The sequence below is a fragment of the Roseomonas sp. CECT 9278 genome (genome assembly GCF_918698155.1).
Lineage (GTDB): Bacteria > Pseudomonadota > Alphaproteobacteria > Acetobacterales > Acetobacteraceae > Neoroseomonas.
On the sequence record NZ_CAKKLX010000001.1, the window covers coordinates 40,633 to 58,701 of the forward strand.

Here is an 18,069-nt window from a genome sequence, read left to right on the forward strand (position 1 = left end):
CACATCTCATGACCGAGCCGATCGAGTCAGGCGGGGAATCCCCCGCACTGGACGGAGACGCTGCGCACGATCGACTGCCCACCGCTGGGCAGTCGATCGCCGCCTGCCGCGCCCTGGCCGCGCCCGTTACCGTCGACCGTGCCGCGCGCACCGTCGAGGTGGTGTGGTCCACCGGCGCTCGCGCGCGGAACTTCGTGCCCCCGCTCGGTCCCATCATCGAGGAGCTCGACATGCGGCCAGAGGCGGTGCGCATGGACTCGCTCCGCTCCGGTCGCGCGCCTGTGCTGGACACCCACCGCCGCGCCGGCACGCGCGACGTGCTCGGCCGCGTCACCGCCGCCCGCCTCGAGGCCGGACGCGGCTACGCAACCCTGCAATTCAGCGGCGCCGATGACGTCGAACCGGTCTGGCAGCGCGTCGCCGACGGCACATTGCAGTCGGTGAGCGTCGGATACCGCGTGCATCGCTACGAGCCCCGGCCCGACGCCGCCACCGGCCAGACCATCCACCGCGCGGTGGATTGGGAGCCCTACGAGATCTCGATCGTGCCCGTCCCGGTGGACGCGGCCGCAGTCGTCCGTGGCGAGGGGGACCAGGACACCCCCGCCACCGCCATCGAACCCGCCCTGAGCAACCCCGAGGAACCACCCATGACCGAGACGACGCCGGCTTCGCCGGATCCCGCGCCGGCGCCGCCCGCGCCGCCCACCGCGCCGCCCGAGCCGACCCGCGCCATGCCGCCCACGCCTGACCTTGAGGCCATCCGCGCCGAGGCGGAGCGCGCCGCGGTCGAGCGCATCGCCGGCTATGAGCCGGTGCTCGCCGCCGCCCGTGGCCTGGTGACCGCCGACATGCTCGACACCATGCGCGAGGCCGCCATCCGCGACCGTGTCTCCCCGGAGGTGCTGCGCGGCCGGCTGTGGGAGGCCTTCACCAGTGGCGCCGCGCGCCCGTCCCTGCCGGCGCGGCCCGACACCGGTCCCTCCAACGAGGACCCGTCGCAGCTCCTCGATGCCATGGCCGAGGCACTCGCCGCCCGCACCATGCCCGGCTACCAGGCCCCGGCCACCGGCCGCCACACCGAGTTCCTGGGCTGGCGCCCCTCCGACATGATCGGCGAGCTGCTGCGCGCCCGTGGCGAGCGGAACGTCCCGCGCAACCCGACCATCCTCGCCGAGCGCGCCTTCCACACCACCTCCGACTTCCCGGCACTGCTCTCGGCCGCGGCCAATAAGATGCTGCTGGCCGCCTATGCGCCGGCCGCGCCCACTTACCGGACGCTGTTCCTCCGCCGCGACTTCCGCGACTTCAAGCCGCACCGCCACCTGCGGGTCGGCGACTTCCCGACGCTGCTGCCGCTGTCGGAGAATGGCGAGGTCCAGGCCGGCACCATGTCCGAGAGCCAGGAGCTCGTTTTCCTGCAGACCTTCGCCCGGCGCATCCGCGTCACGCGCCAGATGCTGGTCAATGACGACCTCGGCGCCTTCACCGACTTCGCCAGCATGATCGGCCGGCGCGTGGCCGATTTCGAGAACGCGACGGCCTATGCGCTGGTGAACAGTGCCAACGGCGATGGCCCGACGCTCATCACCGGCAATGCCGCGGTCTTCGGGACGGCCGCGGCGCGCGCCAACAAAGCAGGTGCCGGCACGCTGCTCGACTTGCCGAACCTCGCACTCGGCCGTGCCGCCGTGATGCGGCAGCGGACGCTCGACGGCCTGCCCATCGCGGTGGGCGCGCAGATGCGCCTGCTGGTCGGGCCGAACCAGGAGCTCGCGGCGCGCCAGCTCACCGTCTCGGTGCAGGCGACGCAGACCAGCAACGCCAACGTCTATGCTGGCTTCGTCCAGCCGCTGGTCGAGCCGCTGATCCCGGCCAACCGCTGGTACCTGTTCTCCGACCCGATGGCCGCGCCGGTCTACGTCTACGGCTACCTCAACGGCGCCGAGGGGCCGCAGGTCACCACCGGCAATGTGCAGGGCGTCGATGGTGTCGAAGTCTCGGTGATCTTCGACTTCGGCGTCGGCGCCATCGACTGGCGCGGCGCCTGGTTCAACCCGGGCACCTAAGGGCACGCCGCTGCGGGGCGGGCAGTGCGCGAAAGCGCCCGCCCAGCCGTAAGGCGTCGCGCGTCGGTATGTGGCCATTTTCGCGGGCGGGGATCAGAAGGACAGGTCGCTGCCCGCGATCCGCGATCACCACCCGATGCCCGCGCTCAACGAGCCGCAGGAACAGAGCGAGCTTGCCCCGCATCGCGCGACTGCTGACCCTCACTTCAAATGCCATGTCGCGCCTCACGCAAAGCCGAGGAAGACCGCCAAGCTTCTGTTCAGCGCGGTGATCTCCTCATCTGAGAGCCTCCCGATCACGGACGTCGCTCGATCGCGGCGGATGCTGGTTAGCTTTTCCACCATCACCCAGCTCGGCTGACGGATCGACAACCGATCACTCGGCGCGACTGCCACACGCAGCAATCCGGCATCGCGCTCCCGCGACGTCAGGGGGCACACCACCAGACTGAGCGTTTGGTCGTACATGTCCGACTGCACCACCACCGCCGGCCTGGGTTTCCCCGCATAGTCGCCGCCTGCACGGTCGGCGACGACCACCACCTCACCGCGGCGCATCGTATTCGGGGATATCGTCGTCTCCCTCGGGCCAGGCCGAATTGCGCTCGATGAAGCCCATCACCTCGCCGAACTCGTCATCCGCATCGACGAGCTGGGATTGCCGGCGCGCCTCCTCGGCAAAGCCGGGGGCGCGGGTGTCTGGGACCCAGATCTGGATCGGGCGCAGGCCGCGCTTGCGCAACTCCGCCCGGTGGGCAGCCACGCGCTTGCGCACATCAGGAGCGGGCATCGGAACCTCCATGAGACGTTACATGTAACGTCTTTGGCGGCCGACTTCAAGGCCGTCCTTCCTCACCAATCCACCCTCCACAGGAGCAATCCATGCGCAACTATGTGCAGCCCGGCGACAGCCTGGCGCTCGCCGTCCCCTATGCGGGCGGCGTCACCTCCGGCCAGGGCGTCCTGGTCGGCGCGCTCTTCGGCGTGGCCGCCGTCGACGGCGTGCAGAACGCCGTCATCGAATGCCAGACCAAGGGCGTCTTCGACATCACCAAGGAGCCGGCGCTCGCCATCACCGCCGGTGCGCGGCTGTTCTGGGACAACACCAACCGGCGCCTCACCACCACGGCCACCGGCAACTTCCAGGTGGGCCTCGCCACAGTGGCGGCGCTCGCGGCGGACACCACCGTCCGCGCCGTGCTGCTGCGCGTCCCGGCGTCCGGCGCATGAGCATCGATCCGAAGGCCACGCGGGGCTATCGCAACCGCAACCCGGGAAACATCGAGCACGTCCCTGCCAACAAGTGGCAGGGGCTGGCCGAGCCGCCGTCGGATGGGCGTTTCTGCCGCTTCACCAGCCACGAGTTCGGCATCCGCGCGCTCGCCGCCCTGCTGGTCACCTACCAGGACCGGCACAAGCTGCGCACGCCGCGCGCGATCATCGAGCGCTGGGCGCCCAAGGTGGAGAACGACACCGCGGCCTATATCGCGGTGGTGGCGCGACGCATTGGCGTCGCGCCGGACGATGCCATCGACCTGCATCGGAACGAACACCTCCGCCCGCTGGTCGAGGCCATCATCCACCATGAGTGCGCCGGGCTGAGCTATCCGGCCGCGGTGATTGACCGCGCGCTCACCCTGGCCGGGGTCCCGCCCGCGCCGCCGGTGACATTGCGGGAGGTGGCCGCCGTCACCGGCACCGGGCGTGGTGCGGTCCTCGTGGGCGCGGCGGGCATCGCCACCGCCGTGGCACAGGCGGCGCCGGCCATCCAAGCGCTGGGCACGCTGGCGCCCGCCGTCGCCATCGCGGTCATCGTCGCGGCCGTGGCGGGCGTCCTCGCCTGGCGGCTGCGGCGGCCCGCATGAGCGCCTTCGTCGCGGCCATGGATGCGCTGGCCGCGGATCCGAACATCGGAGCGGATGCGAGCTATCGCGCGGGCGGGACCGGTGCGCCGGTCCTGCTCCGCGTGGTCCGCTCGTCGCCGGATCGGCTGGGCGATGCCTTCGGCACCAGCGCGATCCAGGCCGGCGACGTGCTGACGGTGGCCATCGCCGTCCTCTCCAGCGTCGAGGCGGACGACACCTTCACCCTCGGCGCCGACACCCTGACCGTCCAGCACGCCGAGCGGGATGCCGCGGGCATCGCCTGGCGCGTCTTCTGCCGCCGATAGGAGAACCGCCATGATCGACCCGGAGCGCATCGGCGGCATCGTCGGCGAGGCGCTGCTCGCCGGCGCCCTGGGTGCGCTCGGGGCAATGGCGCGCTTCTCCTCCACCGACCGGCCACTGCTGACCCGCGCCTATCTGCTGCACGCGCTGGCGGGCGGCAGCCTCGGCACGGGCGCCTGGCTCATCGCGCACGCCTTCGAGCTCGATGGCTGGTGGCTCTTCGCTGTGGCGTGGCTGGCCGGCACGCTGGGCTACGCCGCGCTGCACGACCTGCTGCTGCGCATCCTCAGCCGCAAACTCGGCGGGCGCTGATCCATGCGGCTCGGCGCCAGCATCGTCGGCGATCTCCGCAAGGTGCTGGCCGATGAGGTGCGCGCAGGGGAGCGCGCAGCCATGACTGCCATTCGCGCCGAGACCGATCAGGTGAAGGCCGAGCTACGCCGGCAGGTCACCATCGCCTTCTCCGGCAATGCGCGGGGCATCGCCAATGCCTGGCGGTCGATGATCTTCCCGCGGACGGGGCAGTCGCTGCGGCCGGCGGGGCTGGTGTTCACCAAGGTGCCGAATGTCATCGATGCCTTCGAGCGGGGCGCGCTGATCCGCGCCAAGGGCGGCGGGAAGTTCCTCGCCATCCCGACCGGCTTCAACGCCGCCAGGGGCCGGCGTGGCCGAGGCGAGAAGGGGATGCGGGTGACGCCCGCGCAGATGGTCGCCTCGGGCCAGGCCTTCCTGCGGCCGTTCAAGTCGGGCCGGGGCTTCGTGTGGTGCCTGCCACTGCGGCAGGGCGAGCAGACCGGGCGCCGGCGGCGGACCCGCCTCGTGGCCGGCGGCGTGACGGAAGTCGGCACGGCCAATCGCAAAGGCCGCGAGGCCTGGGCGCGCGGGCTGCTGGAGCAGGGAATGGTGCCGATGTTCCTACTCCTGCCCCAGGTGAAGCTCGCCAAGCGGCTCGATGTGCGCGGCGCCGCCGAGCGTGGGCTGCGCCGCCTGCCAGGGCGATTTGTCGCGGCCTGGGAACGCGAGAGCGGGAGGTCAGCGTGAGCGCGCGCGAGACCGCCATCGCCGCACTGCACAGCCGGCTCGTCACTCAGCTGGTGGTGCGGAATCCGGCACCGCTGGTGCTGCGCGGTGAGACCATCCCGCAGCGCATTCCTGCTGGCGGGCTGGTACTGGTCCGAGATGGCGAGACGGTGGAGGAAACGCCGATCCTTTCCCCGCTCGCCTGGCAGATCGAGCATCGTGCTGAGGTCGAGATCACCGTCGCCGGCGCCACTCCCGCCGCCCGCAACACCCTGCTCGACGCGCTGCTGGTCGATGTCGCCGCGGCCATCACCGCCAACCGCACCCTCGGCGGCGCCGTCGAATGGACGCAGCCCGGCAGCGTCGCCTTCGAGGATGTCGAGTTCGAGGGTGCCGCCGCGGCCCGCGCCGCCGCCATCCCCGTCACCCTCTGGTTCACCGTTGCCGGCTCGCCGCTGGCCTGATCCCCATCCAGGAGAAAGCCCATGCCTCGTGCCATCGGCGCGAATTGCCGCCTGCTCATGCTGCCCGAGACCGTCTACGGGACGGCGCCCGGCAGCAACTGGCGGCGCATGCCGTTCCTGTCCTGCGACCTGGGCGCGGAGCAGCCGCTACTCGATGCCGACGTCATCGGCGTCGGCAGCAACCGGGATCCCGCCGCGCCCTTCCTCGACACGGTGACGGTCGCCGGCCAGGCGGTGGTGCCGGTCGACCTGATCAACATCGGCCACTGGCTGCGGCTGCTGCTCGGTGCGCCGACCACCAACGGTACCATCAACTTCATCCACACCTTCGGCTCGGGCGCGGCCTCGCTGCCCAGCAATGCGATGGAGATCGGCTATCCTGACGTGCCGAGCTTCGACGTCTGCACAGGCGTGCGCGCCGACACGCTGGAGATGGACTTCACGCCTACCGGTGCCGCGACGGCCACCTTCGGGCTGCTCGGCCAGGGCTCGGTGCGCACCGGCGCCACGTCAGGCGGGACGCCCACCAGCGCGGCCTATACCGCCTTCAACAAGGCCCAGGGATCGATCACGCGCAGCAGCGTGGCGCTGGCGCAGGTGACCGGCGCGCGGCTCACCTACGCCAACGGCATGGAGGCGGTGCGCACCATTCGCGCCGATCGCCGCGTGGAGGGCGTGGATCCCGGCATCGCCCGCTGCACCGGCCAGATCACGGTGCGCTTCGAGAACACGACGCTGCTGGCGCAGGCGCAGGCCGGCACCTCGGCGGAATTCGCCCTGGCCTTCACCATCGACGCCAACCGCAGCCTGACCATCACACTGCACGAGGTCTATCTCGCGCTGGCCAAAACGCCGATCGAGGGGCCGGCCGGGGTTGAGGCCAGCTTTGATTTCCGCGCTGCGTTCAACGCGCCGGCCACGCGGATGATGACGGCGGTGCTGCGGAACCAACAGGCGGGGACGGAATACGCGTGACGCTCGTGGCGCTGAAATAGCGAGGGTGCAAGCCTTGCCTCCTAGCCGGCAACCATCGGCAAAGCTTCTGCACGGATTGTCCGTAGGGGAGAGATATAGGGCGAACGAGCCCACGAACGTGGCTGATTGGTTAGTGCGATCATGTGGACCACCTCGCTACCGCGCTCGGGTTGAACCATGACGCGGGCGAGACGGCGCCAGCCAGATTCCTGCAAGTTGCCCACCAGCATCCGACGAATGGCGTTCGTGGCGATGTCGGCCATCTGCAGGCCTGGTTCATTCTGCGAGGCGGCGAAATTGAGGTCCGCGAGAAGACGGTTGATGTCGAGCACGCTTTTGCGCGTGCGCGGCGAAGGGCGTGCGTGCGCAGCCAGGTAATCTGGCAGGCCTTCGCGGTCGCTCTGGAATGCACGGTCGAATGCCGAGTAGTCACACCAGTCGAGATGCGCCATCGGGTTCTGAAGCGACGAAGACTGAAGGAAGGGTTTGACCAGAAAGCTCCAGAGGCTTTCCATTTCGGTTATCGGCTGGCCTTTCGCGTCCAGCGTCCAGGCCAGCGTACCCAGATCATCCGGACGTCGCTGCACGACGTACATCGTCTTCTCGCGAAGAATCGCTTCTAACAGCGCTGAGTATGAGACGAGTTGCACATAGCCTGGCACGCTAAGGCGACGAAGCCTCGAAGCCAAAGCGCGGGCCCCTGCCCAAACGTTGGGATGGTGCTCGGAAGTCAGGTTGGCTGTGATCTTCCGCGCTTGGATTTCTTGATGGTGGCGAATTTCCGATACGCGGTGGAGAGCCAAGTCGATTGCCGTGCATTCCACCAGTCCACCACAGTCAGCGAGGAAACCAAGGAAACGATCGACTTGCGCCTCGTCCAGTAGCCGTCCCTTGACCTCGCCGTTTTCGCTTGCCCAGGCGCTCGAAAGTTTCTTGAACTCAGCCAGAATCTGCGGAGTCTGAAGGCTCGGCAGAAGGACTGCGCCGACGGCAGAAACCGCGGGCTTTTTCGCTTCGCTGGGAACGGTGAAGGAGCCGCTTTCGTCTATAAATATATGCAAGGCTCGCTCCGTCCCTCAGGCAGCGCCTAATAGCTGGACCATGAGGATGTCGAAATCTGCATTTTACTCGCCGGCCGACAACTTGATGGCGAGTGTCCGCCGGGTCGAAGCTTTCCGGTAAAGTCAAGCATGCAAACCCGCCATTCGGGCGACTTTTCTCGCATGAGCGACGAGCTGTCCAGGCAGGTCTTCTTGGGACGCTAAACGGAATTTCCCCGCGTTTGGCGCCGCGCCTTTGATCTGGGCGCGCCGGGGTGTTGGGCAGGCCTCGGTGTTGACGCTGTGCCTTGTGTTGCGCGCTTCCCTGGCCTGTGCCGACTCAGATCATCCCCCCAGACTCAGCCAAAGCGGAGAACCCCATGCTCACCCTTGACCTCCCGGTCGAGCCGTACTGGCTCGACCTGCCGCGCGGCGTCCGCGTGGAAATCCGCCCCGTCACCACCGCCGTCATGGCCGCGGCCCAGGCCGGCTCCGCCCGTCGCCTCGGCGCGCTGCGGGCCGCGTCCGAGGACCTTGACCCCGACATGGCACGCGGCCTGGCCTTCGCCTTCTTGGTGAAAGCCCTGGCCCGCCATGCCGTCACCGCCTGGGAGGGCGTGGGCGATGCCGCCGGCAAGCCGCTGCAGCTCTCGCCCGAAGCGGTCGAGCGTCTCATGGACATGGACGAGATGGCCGCAGCCTTCTGGGACCGCGCCACCGGCCCCGTCGCCGCCGTGGCCCTGGAGGGAAACGGCTGAGGGCCCGGGCCGAATGGCACTTCGGCCAGGGCCCTGATTACTGCCGCGGCTGCGCTGCGCTGAACCGCGACTGCGGCCTGGCCTGCCCCTACGCCGCGCACGCGCCGGCCAGCGTCGTGGGCGCCGCAGCCTGGGCCGCCGGCACCACCTGCGCCACGGCGACGATGGCAGGCCTCGACCTCGACATCCCGGCCGCGCTCGCCGCCGCCCGCGAGATGGGCGCCTCCGGCTGGGCCGCCGCCGAGTTGCTCCTGGCCATGCGCATGGGCCTCGCCGCCGGCAGCGCCGCGCGGCGCACCGATCCCCCTGGAACCTGACCACCCGACCAACGCAGGAGGCGTGACGCATGGCGGATAGCACGCGCCGCGTCTCGGTCCGGCTGTCGCTGGACGACGCCGCCCGGGTCAAGCAGGAGCTGCGCGAGGTCGGCGAGACCGGCCAGCGATCGCTGGAGCGCATCCAGGGCGGCGCCGATCGTGCCTCCCGCGCGCTGGACCTGCTCGACGTCGCCGTGCGTGGTGTGCAGATCGCCGGCCTCGCCGCCGGGCTGCGCGCTGTGGTGGTGGCCGGCGACGCGCTCACCCAATCCATGGGCCGGCTGAACACCGCGCTCGGCTCAGTCGAGCGTGCGGGCGAGATCTACGATCGCCTCTATCGCGACAGCCTGCAGACCGGCGTCGCCGTGCGCGAGAGCGTCGACGCCTTCGCGCGCTTTTCGATCGCAGCGCGGGAGATCGGCGCCACCTCCGACCAGGTCGCCACGCTGGTCGGCGGCCTGCAGCGCATCGCCATCGCGTCGGGCGCCTCGCAGCAGGAGATCGCCTCCAGCACCCAGCAGCTCGCCCAGGCGCTGGCCTCCGGCACTCTGCAGGGCGATGAGCTGCGCAGCATCCTCGAAGGCCTGCCCACGCTCGCCCAGGCGCTGGCGCGCGAGCTCGGCGTTTCCATCGGCGAACTGCGCAAGCTCGGCTCCGAGGGCAAGCTCACCGCCGACACGGTCTTCCCGGCCCTGCTGCGCGCCGTCGAGCGGCTGAATGGCGAGTTCGAGCGCGCCCCGCTTTCCGTGGGCCGCGCCTTTGGGCAGCTCACCGCCGCGGCCGACCAGTTCCTCGCCCGGCTCGACCAGGCGATCGGCCTATCCAACGCCCTGGCCCGCGCGCTGTCCGGCGCCGCGCGCGTGCTGGACGGGGTACGCCGCGGCTCCGGCCTGCTGCTGCCCTCCGAGCAGGAGGCCGACCGCCGCGCCCAGGCCGAGGCGCTGCGTGCCCAGATCGCCCGTCTCGAGGCCGAGAACGACGGTCGCGACAGCCTGCGCTCCCAGCCCCGGCGTGGTTCGATCCGCGGCGGCCTGGTTGGCACCGCGCAGCAGCAGGCGGGCGTCGACCGCGCCGCGCGCCTGGAGGAACTACGCCGGCAGTACACAGAGCTGCAGGAGGAGATCACCCGCGGCGAGCAGGCCGCCGGCGAGCACCAGCGCACCGAGCAGGAGGCCGCGGCTGGGCAGGCTGCCGAGGCGCGCCGTCGTCGCACCGCCGCGGATGCGGAGGAGCTGCGCAAGGCGCTGGACGACCGCTTTCGGATCAACAGCGAGTACGACGACCGCGTCCGCCGCCTTCGCGAGGCCGAGGCCGCGGGCGGCATCACCGCCGCCGACCGCACCCAGCTGGAAACGCTCGCCTTGCGGGAACGCGACGAGGCGCTGCGCCGCATCGAGGGCACCACCCGCCGCGTGGCTGCCATCCCGCGCCCCGACCGCGAGGCCGAGCGCGAGATCAACGACATCATCCGCGAGCGCGAGCGGCTGATCCAGAACAACGAGAACGCCCAGGAACGCTACACTAGGCGCCTGGAAACCCTCGGCCGGCTGGTGGAGCGCTCCGAGCGCATCGGCCAGCCGATCCCCGACGAGACGGTCTCGCGCGAGGCCAATGCCGCGCTGGAGGAGCTGGAGCGCAGCCAGCAACGCGTCCAGCAGGCGACCGAGCGCACCAGCAACACGGCGCGCGAACTCGGCCTGACCTTCTCCTCCGCCTTCGAGGACGCGATCATCAAGGGCGAGAGTTTTTCCAAGGTCCTCCAGGGCATCCTGCAGGACATCGCCCGCATCGTGGTCCGGCGCACCATCACCGAGCCGCTCGGCACCGCGGTGACCTCCAGCCTGGCCGGCTTTGACTTCGGCTCGATCTTCTCCGGGGTCGGCTCAGCGCTGGGCGGGCTGTTCCGCGCCGAGGGCGGGCCGGTGGCGGGTGGGCAGCCGTACATCGTAGGCGAGCGCGGCCCCGAATGGTTCGTGCCGAACCGCAGCGGCACGGTGCTGCCCAACGGCATGGCGCCCGGTGGCCCGGTGATCAACCAGAGCATCACCATCGATGCACGCGGCGCCGATGCCGGCGTCGAGGCGCGCCTGCGGCTGCTCTCGGCGCAGATCGTGCGCCAAGCCAGTGCGGCCACGCTCGACGCCATCCGCCGCGGCGGCAGCGCCACCAGCATTGTGCGGGGATAGGGCATGACCGAATACGCCTGGCCCAGCGTGCTGCGGCCGTCGCGGCTGAGCTTCTACCTGCAGCACAACACCCTGCGCTTTGTCTCGCCCGTCACCCGCGCCACCCAGGTGCTGCGGCGCGAGGGGGCGCGCTGGGTGGCTGAGGCAACCTTCGAGCCGCTGGGGCGCGTGCAGGCCGGGGTGATGGACGGGCTGCTGGCCGCACTCGCCGGCTCCGCCAACACGGTGCGCATCTGGGACTGGCGGCGCGAATACCGCACCGGCGATCCGCGCAGCCAGGGCGATGTGCCGACCGGGCCGTACTCCTTCTCGGACGCGACGATCTTCACGGACGGCACCGGGCTGGTGGTGGGCTCCGGCAATCCGTCACTGGCGGCGGGTGCGCCACGCGGCGCGCTGTCCATCGTGACGCAGGGCTGGTGGCCGAGCACGGTGGCGGTGGGTGCCGGCGACTACATTGGGCTGGGCGGGCGGCTCTACATCGCCACCGCGGCAGTCGCCGCCTCTGGCGCTGGCACCGCCACCATTGGCATTGCCCCGCCGCTGCGCGCCGCGGTGGTGGTGGGCGAGCCGCTGATCCTGTCGCTGCCCAGCGTGCCGATGCGGTTGGTCTCGGACGACGAGGCTGCGAACCCGACACGGCCCGGCCCCTTCGCCGCGGTCACCATTCGCATGGAGGAGGCGCTGTAGTCATGTCCGGCACCCCGCGCCTCAGCAACCAGGCCGCGGCCGCCGCCACCGCGCCGGTCGCCACCCCGGTCGTGCTGGTCGAGCTCGACTTCGCCACCGGTCCCTTTCGCGTCTGGACCGGGCTCGGGCCGCTCGACTGGGCCGGGAAGGTGTTCGAGGGCGCCGGCAGCATCGGCGCCATTTCCGATGTCGAGGAGACGGTCGAACTGCGCGCGGTGCGGCTGACGCTCGCCCTGTCGCCCGTGCCGCAGGAGGTGGTGGATATCGCGCTGGCCGAGCGCAGCTATCGGCTGCGCCCGGTCACGCTGTGGGGCGCGCTGCTCGATGCGCAGGGCGCCTTCGTGGCGGACCCGTTTCCGCTCTGGGCCGGGCTGATGGACACCATGGAGGTGACGGACGGCGCGGAGCCCTCCGTGGCGCTGGCCTGCGAGAGCCGGCTGGTGGACCTCGAGCGCGCCGAGGTGCGGCGGTACACGGATGCCGACCAGCAGGCCGAATACCCCGGCGATCGGTTCTTCGAGTTCGTGCCCGCGCTCCAGGAGGCGGAAATCCGGCTGCCGAACCAGTGAGCCGGCTGCCGGACTGGCCGGAGCGCCTGGCGGCGGCGGTCACGGCGGCGGAGCATCGGCCCTTCGACGCGGCGCGCTGGAACTGCGGGCGCTTCGCCATGGCGGCGGTGGTGGCCTGCACGGGCTACCGGGCCTCGTGGCAGCACCGACCCACCCTCGCCGAGATGGCCGACACCACGGGGTACCCGCGCGTGCCGGTACCCTTCGCCCGCGCCGGCGACGTCGTGCTGGCCGCCGATCCCGATCGCCTCGGCGTCGTGCTGGATGCCGGCCGCGTGGCCTTCGTCGGTCCCGCGGGGCTGGTGCGCCTCCCCATCACCGCCTGCACCATCGCCTGGAGGGTTGGCTGATGCCCGTCGCCATTCCCTTCATCGCTGCCGCCGCAGGGGCCGCCGCCTCGGCCGTCATTGGTGGTGGCGTACTGGGCGCCGTGGCGGCCGCCGGCGCCGCCCTGGTGGTCTCGGCCGTGGGTGCCGCGGTCTTCCGCCCCAAGTCGCCCTCCGCCGCCCGCAGCGCCAACGTCACGCCAGGGACCGACACCGGCCCCGGCTCCGGCTTCGACCCGCGCACGCCCGGCGCCGGCCGCACCCAGTCCTTCCGCCAGCCCATCACCGAGCACCAGATCGTCTTTGGCCGCTGCCGCACCTCGGGTCCCGTGGTGTTTCTGCATTCCGCCACGGACGATGAGGGCCGCGCCGACGGCTTCCTGCACGTCGTCGTGGTGCTGGCCGCGCATCGCGTGCGCGCCATTGGCGAGGTCTTTCTCAACGGCACCGCCTCCACCGACGCGAAGTTCACCGGCCTGCTGCGCATCGACCGTGCGCTCGGCGATCCCGGCCAGGCCGCGAACGCCAATCTCGTCGCCGACACCGGTGGCCAATGGACCGCGGCCCACCGTGGCCAGGGGCGGGCCTATCTCGCCGTGCGGCTCAAGCTCCGGCCCGAAGCCTTTCCCTCCGGCGCGCCCAGCCTCTCCGCCATCGTGGATGGGGCGGACACCATCCTCGACCCGCGCAGCGGCGCCACCGGCTGGTCCGACAACCCCGCGCTGTGCCTGGCCTGGTACCTGACCTCGTCCTTCGGGTGGCGCGCGGCCTGGGCGGATATCGACCTGCCGGCGCTGATGGCCGCGGCCAACATCTGCGACGAGATCATGGGCCGCCGCGATGGCACCGCCGAGCGCCGCTACACGGTCAACGGCGCCGTCACCCTCGGCGAGGGCAAGATCGCTATCACCAGAAAGCTGGTCGCCGCCATGGCGGGCGCCTTGGTGGTCTCGGGCGGGCGCTTCTACATCCATGCCGGCGCGCCGGCGCTGCCGGCGGCGACACTCACCTCCGATGATCTGCGCGGCGACGTCACCATCGTCGGCTCGCGCCCGAGGCGGGATCTCTTCAACGGGGTGCGCGCCGTCTATGTCGAGCCGGCCGCGGCCTGGCAGCCGACCGATGCGCCGCCGCTGCTGGCCAGCAACTACGTCACCGAGGATGGCGGCGAGGCGATCTACCGCGACATGGAGTTCCCGCTCACCACCTCGGCGGCCACCGTCCAGCGCCTGATGAAAATCGAACTGGAGCGCAACCGGCGCCAGCGCGAGGTGGCGATGCAGGCCAACCTCTCGGCGCTGCGCCTGCGGCCCTGGGATGGGGTGACGGTGGCGTTGGAGCGCCTGACGCCCTTTCCGGCGCGGGTGACGGGCTGGGCGCTGGCGCCGGATGGCGGGGTGAACCTGCAACTGGCCGAGGAGGATCCCGCCGTCTGGGCCTGGAACCCGGCAGTCGACGAGCGGGCGACGGGGCAGAACCCGTCCGTGGTGCTGCCGAACCCTGGCGTCATCGCGGCGCCCGCCGCGATCGTGGTGGAGACGCCGCTGGGGGTGAGTTTCACCGCGATCGCCGTCTCCTGGTCGGCGGTGGGCTCGGCCTATCTGGCCGGCTACGAGATCGAGTTCCGCCCCATCTCCGTCGCGGTCTGGCAAGGCTATGCGGGCGGCTTCGGCGCCACCGCCGTCGCAATCCCCACCGCGGAGCCGACCGCCTTTCGCGTACGGGCGCAGGCGCGCAGCGGCGCCGTTTCGGGCTGGCGGGAGGCGCTGGTGCCGGCCGCCGCCTCCGGCCTGGCCGCAACCGGCATCGCCAGCGGCGTGCGGCTGTCGGGCGGCTTTCCCGCGGATGCGGTGCGGCTGCAGGTCTTCGAGGCCAGCAGTGCCAGCCTCGCCGCCGCCACCAAGCTGGCCCCCGAGCCGACCGTACTCCCCTGGGACCGCACCGGCCTGACCACCGGCCAGGTCCGCTGGTACTGGCTGCGCAGCGTCTCGGCCGAGGGCAACGTCTCGGCCTTCGCCGGCCCGGTCACCGCCACCGCCCTCTGATCGGAGAACGCCATGCCGGCGCGCATCGACGACCTGCTGGTCCTCAACGCCAACCTCAACAAGAGCGACTTCGCAAAGTACCTGCGCGACCGCGAGGCGGTGCTGCCGACCGACTTCGGTGGGCTCGGCGATGGCGTGGCGAACGATCGCACGGCCATCCAGGCCTGCTTCGATCGTGCCGCGGCGGATGGGAAGTTTGCGGTCATCCCGCCCGGCACCTGGAACGTGGGCAGCGGCGTCACACTCGGTGGTGGCGCACGCGGGCTGATCATGCGCGGCGTCATCCGCTACACCGGCGCTGCCAACGCCCCGGCCACCGTGCTGACGCTCGGCGATGGTGGCACCACGCGCAACGGCGAGAAGCTCTATGCCGGGCTGCAGGTGGTGCGGCAGACGCAGTCCGACTGGGCCTCCGAGGCCGATATCGGCATCCTGGTCCGCAACATCGATGCCTCGGTGGTCGAGCTGCGCCTCGTATCAGGCTTCACCATCGGCATGCGGACCCTCGGCGATGGCCGTGGCGTGGAGGACAGCACCTTCCACCTGCTGCGCATCCTGAACAACCGCTACGGCCTCGACATCCGCGCCGAGACGGCGACGGCGTGGAACACCTCCATCCGATACTACGGCGGCCATTTCGCCCTCGCCACCGGCATCAACCCGACCATCGACCGCTACGGCATCCGCTTCTCACGCGGGGCTGGCGGTTACAACAACCACAACCGCCACGTCTTTGACGGGCCGAACTTCGAGCTGCGGCAGCTCGACCCGAACGTCGCCATCCCCTTCCTGAACGAGACGGACGGCACCGCCATCATCGGGCGCGCGCTGCGCATGGAAGCCTGCTCGCCGATCGTCGCACGGCACACCGGAAGCGCGACCGACTGCGAGTACGAGGTGGCCTGGGCCAATACCTATGCGGTGCGGATCGACTACACCGCGACCGCCGACCGCGCCGGCAATGCGGTGATCAACCGGCATCGCGCGCCGGCGTCGCGGCTGCTGCGGGTGCTGGAGGCGGTGCCAAACCTGCGCGCAGCCGCCTTCCGGCAGAGCGGGACCGAGATCGGCGTGGAGAAGCTGGCGACGCTGGCGACCTCGACCACCGCGGCGACCACGCTGGCGGGGCTATGCTTCAACGGGCTGGACGGAATCACCGCAACCGCGCGCGGGCTGCTGCTGGATGCCAACCGCGGCATGGCCTTCGTGGTGGACACCTCCTCGGCAAAGGAGTTCGCGCTGGCACATTGGCTGGTCGGCGGCGTCGATGGCGGGCGGCTCTTCGTGCGGGTGTTCGACGGCGCGGCGAATGTGCGGGAGAACATCGCAGGCGACGTGCTGGCCTCCGGCACGACCATGCAGTGGAATGCACCGGCGAAGGGCTGGAACGCTGGCGCGGTGATGGCCGATGCCTCGCTCAACCGGCGGCAGACGATCCACGTCGGCGCCGGCGTGGCGTTTGCGCAGGTCGGGATCGTGGGCTTCGACGGCCAGATCGAGCTTGAGGCGCTGCGGCTGTTCGGGCTGCCGGAGGCGGCGCCGGCGGTGCTCTATGCCTGCCCCTCGGTGCCGATCGGCACCCGCAGCCTGGCGCTGGAGACGACCTGGGACCTGCCGAGCCTCACGGCCGGCGCCACGGCGAACATCGATGTGACCGTGCCGGGTGCGCGGCGCGGCGACTTCGCCGATGCCTCGCTCGACACCAGCAGCATCGCCTTCGTGCTGGACTGCCATGTCTGGAGCAACAACAGCGTGCGCGTCACGGCGCGGAATGTGAGCGCGTCGACGGTGGACCTCGCCGCGGCGGCGCTGGCGGTTCAGGTGGTGAAGCGGCGGGTGCCGTAAACTCATCGGCCCGTTACAGGCGGATAGGCGTGCCCAGCCGCTCCACCATGCTGGGCACGCCCCATCCCTCTCGGCCTGCCCTATGATGGCCGGCCTGGTGGGCACCAGCGGGTTCGCCGCCATTCCCACCACAGCCATCGATCTGCCCCTCGTGCAGCGTCTCCAGCGGTCCCCGCGCTTTCGGGTCCGGGTCCCCATCGGCGCTGAGCATAGGCCAGGTACGCCACGTTGGTCACGCTCAGCGATGCGTAGCGAATAGCGAACCACGCGGCGCCAGGTCCGGCTCGTAAGGATGGAGCCAGAGGACCACCGATCCGCACGTCGATGGCGGCTGCGGTATGCGACGCCCCCGCATCTCCTGACTCGGCGCTATCCCTGCGTCGCAAGCAATGCCGGCAGCTCGGCAAGGCTATGGACTTCGTGGTCCGGTTTCCCGGGCAGCCGTTCGCGCCGCTGGCTGTAGCGGTTGCACCACACGACGCGCATGCCGAAGGCAGAAGCGGCATGCGCATCCCAGGCATTGGAGGATTGAAAGGCAATCGCCTCCGCCGGCACACCGAGCCGGTCGACCGCGCGTTGATAGACGCGAGGGTCCGGCTTGAAGTTGCCGACCTCATCCACCGAGATCACCGCATCGAAGGCCCCTGCGAGCCCGGCGCCCTCCACCGCGCTCGCCAGCATATCCGGCGAGCCATTCGACAGGATGGCGGTGGCAAAACCCGCCTCGCGCAGCGCCCGGAGCACGCCGGGCACTTCGGGGAAGGGGCCGAGCGTGCGGTACAGGTTCATCAGACGCTCGCGAAGCGGCCCGTCCGCCGGCAGGCCGAGTGTCTCCAGCGCGAAGTCCAGGGCGTCGCCCGTGACCTGCCAGAACGGCACGTAGCGGCCCTGCAGCCCGCGCAGCCAGGAGTATTGCAGCTGCTTGTCCCGCCACAGCGCCGTCAGCGGACCGGCCTTGTCACCCAGCACGTCGGCGCAGCCGGCTGCCGCCGAGGCAAAGTCGAACAGCGTGCCATAGGCATCGAAGACGCAGGCGCGGATGCCGGTCAGCATGGCGCGATCAGACCAGCGTGCCGCGGATCGGATAGTTCATCTCCTGGATGCGCTTTGCGCCGCGGGCGATGCCGGCGAGGTCGGGACGCGCGAAGGGTGCGTTGGAGATGTCGATCAGCTGCACCTGTCCGGCGGGGTTGATCAGAAACAGGCCAGGCTCCGAGAACGGCCGATCGGTTTCCTGCGGCGAACGCGGGTTCGAAACGTAGAGACCCAGTGACTGCATCTGCGCCACCGTGAGGCCGTAGCCGAGCGGGAAGCGCCAGCCGAACTCGGCATGGTCGGCCTGCGCCTTTTCCTCAGGGTCCGCCGAGATCGCGAGCACCGAGACCCCGGCCGCCTCGAACTCCTCGGTCAGCTTATCGAGTGTGCCGAGATAGGGCTTGCACAGCGGGCAGTGCTTGCCGCGGTAGACGACCAGCAGGCGCCAGCCTTCCATCGACGCGGGAGCAATCTCCCCGCCGCCGAGGCGCGGAACGGTGATCGCGGGAAAGGTGGCGCCGGCAGCCAGTTTCGTGGCGTGGGTCATGATGCGATGTCCTTG

The 18,069-nt window shown here is 70.6% G+C and carries 21 protein-coding genes; 16 read left to right on the forward strand and 5 right to left on the reverse strand.

Annotated elements, in window-relative coordinates; genetic code table 11:
• Window positions 1–8 precede the first annotated feature (8 nt).
• On the forward strand, window positions 9–2,069 hold the full coding sequence (locus LQ222_RS00215; protein ID WP_230163746.1) for a prohead protease/major capsid protein fusion protein: 2,061 nt from the start codon (window positions 9–11) through the stop codon (window positions 2,067–2,069).
• Between the two features lie 225 nt (window positions 2,070–2,294).
• Here LQ222_RS00215 and LQ222_RS00220 read toward each other — a convergent pair whose 3' ends face one another.
• Both LQ222_RS00220 and LQ222_RS00225 read right to left on the reverse strand, forming a co-directional pair.
• Window positions 2,295–2,627: a type II toxin-antitoxin system PemK/MazF family toxin gene (locus LQ222_RS00220; RefSeq protein ID WP_230163747.1), complete on the reverse strand. Its 333-nt coding sequence runs from the start codon at window positions 2,625–2,627 to the stop codon at window positions 2,295–2,297.
• Entirely contained in the window at window positions 2,614–2,859 is a 246-nt protein-coding gene (locus LQ222_RS00225) for an antitoxin MazE family protein (RefSeq protein WP_230163748.1), read from the reverse strand. Before LQ222_RS00225 ends, LQ222_RS00220 begins: the two co-directional genes overlap by 14 nt.
• A 92-nt stretch (window positions 2,860–2,951) precedes the next feature.
• Here LQ222_RS00225 and LQ222_RS00230 point away from each other — a divergent pair, with 92 nt between their 5' ends.
• The 7 genes from LQ222_RS00230 to LQ222_RS00260 are packed head-to-tail and all read left to right on the forward strand — an operon-like array spanning window position 2,952 to window position 6,696.
• On the forward strand, window positions 2,952–3,299 hold the full coding sequence (locus tag LQ222_RS00230) for a DUF2190 family protein (RefSeq protein WP_168034008.1): 348 nt from the start codon (window positions 2,952–2,954) through the stop codon (window positions 3,297–3,299).
• Window positions 3,296–3,934 carry a structural protein gene (locus LQ222_RS00235; RefSeq protein WP_209318682.1) on the forward strand — a complete coding sequence of 213 codons (639 nt, stop codon included), beginning with the start codon at window positions 3,296–3,298 and terminating at the stop codon, window positions 3,932–3,934. Before LQ222_RS00230 ends, LQ222_RS00235 begins: the two co-directional genes overlap by 4 nt.
• Window positions 3,931–4,239: a hypothetical protein gene (locus LQ222_RS00240; protein WP_168034007.1), complete on the forward strand. Its 309-nt coding sequence runs from the start codon at window positions 3,931–3,933 to the stop codon at window positions 4,237–4,239. Before LQ222_RS00235 ends, LQ222_RS00240 begins: the two co-directional genes overlap by 4 nt.
• Before the next feature lie 10 nt (window positions 4,240–4,249).
• Window positions 4,250–4,549, forward strand: coding sequence for a hypothetical protein (locus tag LQ222_RS00245; RefSeq protein WP_168034006.1), 300 nt, complete (start codon window positions 4,250–4,252; stop codon window positions 4,547–4,549).
• A gap of 3 nt (window positions 4,550–4,552) precedes the next feature.
• On the forward strand, window positions 4,553–5,278 hold the full coding sequence (locus LQ222_RS00250) for a DUF6441 family protein (protein WP_168034005.1): 726 nt from the start codon (window positions 4,553–4,555) through the stop codon (window positions 5,276–5,278).
• Window positions 5,275–5,721: a hypothetical protein gene (locus LQ222_RS00255; protein WP_168034004.1), complete on the forward strand. Its 447-nt coding sequence runs from the start codon at window positions 5,275–5,277 to the stop codon at window positions 5,719–5,721. The genes LQ222_RS00250 and LQ222_RS00255 overlap by 4 nt, the downstream gene beginning before the upstream one ends.
• A 21-nt stretch (window positions 5,722–5,742) precedes the next feature.
• Window positions 5,743–6,696, forward strand: a complete 954-nt coding sequence (locus LQ222_RS00260) for a phage tail tube protein (protein ID WP_230163751.1) — start codon at window positions 5,743–5,745, stop codon at window positions 6,694–6,696.
• Between the two features lie 41 nt (window positions 6,697–6,737).
• Here LQ222_RS00260 and LQ222_RS00265 read toward each other — a convergent pair whose 3' ends face one another.
• Window positions 6,738–7,757 (reverse strand): DUF3800 domain-containing protein, encoded by a 1,020-nt coding sequence (locus LQ222_RS00265; RefSeq protein ID WP_230163752.1) that lies wholly within the window; start codon window positions 7,755–7,757, stop codon window positions 6,738–6,740.
• A 359-nt stretch (window positions 7,758–8,116) separates the two neighbouring features.
• Here LQ222_RS00265 and LQ222_RS00270 point away from each other — a divergent pair, with 359 nt between their 5' ends.
• From LQ222_RS00270 to LQ222_RS00305, 8 genes are all read left to right on the forward strand, one after another.
• The gene (locus LQ222_RS00270) at window positions 8,117–8,494 is read left to right on the forward strand and encodes a hypothetical protein (RefSeq protein ID WP_230163754.1); all 378 of its coding nucleotides are present in this window, start codon (window positions 8,117–8,119) and stop codon (window positions 8,492–8,494) included.
• Between the two features lie 116 nt (window positions 8,495–8,610).
• Window positions 8,611–8,811: a hypothetical protein gene (locus LQ222_RS00275; RefSeq protein WP_230163755.1), complete on the forward strand. Its 201-nt coding sequence runs from the start codon at window positions 8,611–8,613 to the stop codon at window positions 8,809–8,811.
• 29 nt (window positions 8,812–8,840) lie between these two features.
• On the forward strand, window positions 8,841–10,997 hold the full coding sequence (locus tag LQ222_RS00280; RefSeq protein ID WP_230163756.1) for a tape measure protein: 2,157 nt from the start codon (window positions 8,841–8,843) through the stop codon (window positions 10,995–10,997).
• Window positions 10,998–11,000: 3 nt separating this feature from the next.
• The gene (locus tag LQ222_RS00285) at window positions 11,001–11,687 is read left to right on the forward strand and encodes a hypothetical protein (protein ID WP_230163757.1); all 687 of its coding nucleotides are present in this window, start codon (window positions 11,001–11,003) and stop codon (window positions 11,685–11,687) included.
• A gap of 2 nt (window positions 11,688–11,689) precedes the next feature.
• The gene (locus tag LQ222_RS00290) at window positions 11,690–12,256 is read left to right on the forward strand and encodes a hypothetical protein (RefSeq protein ID WP_230163758.1); all 567 of its coding nucleotides are present in this window, start codon (window positions 11,690–11,692) and stop codon (window positions 12,254–12,256) included.
• Entirely contained in the window at window positions 12,253–12,606 is a 354-nt protein-coding gene (locus LQ222_RS00295) for a DUF6950 family protein (protein WP_230163759.1), read from the forward strand. The genes LQ222_RS00290 and LQ222_RS00295 overlap by 4 nt, the downstream gene beginning before the upstream one ends.
• A complete protein-coding gene (locus LQ222_RS00300) occupies window positions 12,606–14,627 on the forward strand; it encodes a phage tail protein (RefSeq protein ID WP_230163760.1) in 2,022 nt (673 codons plus the stop codon). Before LQ222_RS00295 ends, LQ222_RS00300 begins: the two co-directional genes overlap by 1 nt.
• Window positions 14,628–14,639: 12 nt before the next feature.
• A complete protein-coding gene (locus LQ222_RS00305) occupies window positions 14,640–16,472 on the forward strand; it encodes a glycoside hydrolase family 55 protein (protein WP_230163762.1) in 1,833 nt (610 codons plus the stop codon).
• Between the two features lie 369 nt (window positions 16,473–16,841).
• Here LQ222_RS00305 and LQ222_RS00310 read toward each other — a convergent pair whose 3' ends face one another.
• Together LQ222_RS00310 and LQ222_RS00315 are read right to left on the reverse strand one after the other, a co-directional pair.
• A complete protein-coding gene (locus LQ222_RS00310; protein ID WP_230163763.1) occupies window positions 16,842–17,525 on the reverse strand; it encodes a haloacid dehalogenase type II in 684 nt (227 codons plus the stop codon).
• 7 nt (window positions 17,526–17,532) lie between these two features.
• Window positions 17,533–18,054, reverse strand: coding sequence for a peroxiredoxin-like family protein (locus tag LQ222_RS00315; RefSeq protein ID WP_230163764.1), 522 nt, complete (start codon window positions 18,052–18,054; stop codon window positions 17,533–17,535).
• Between the last annotated feature and the right edge of the window lie 15 nt (window positions 18,055–18,069).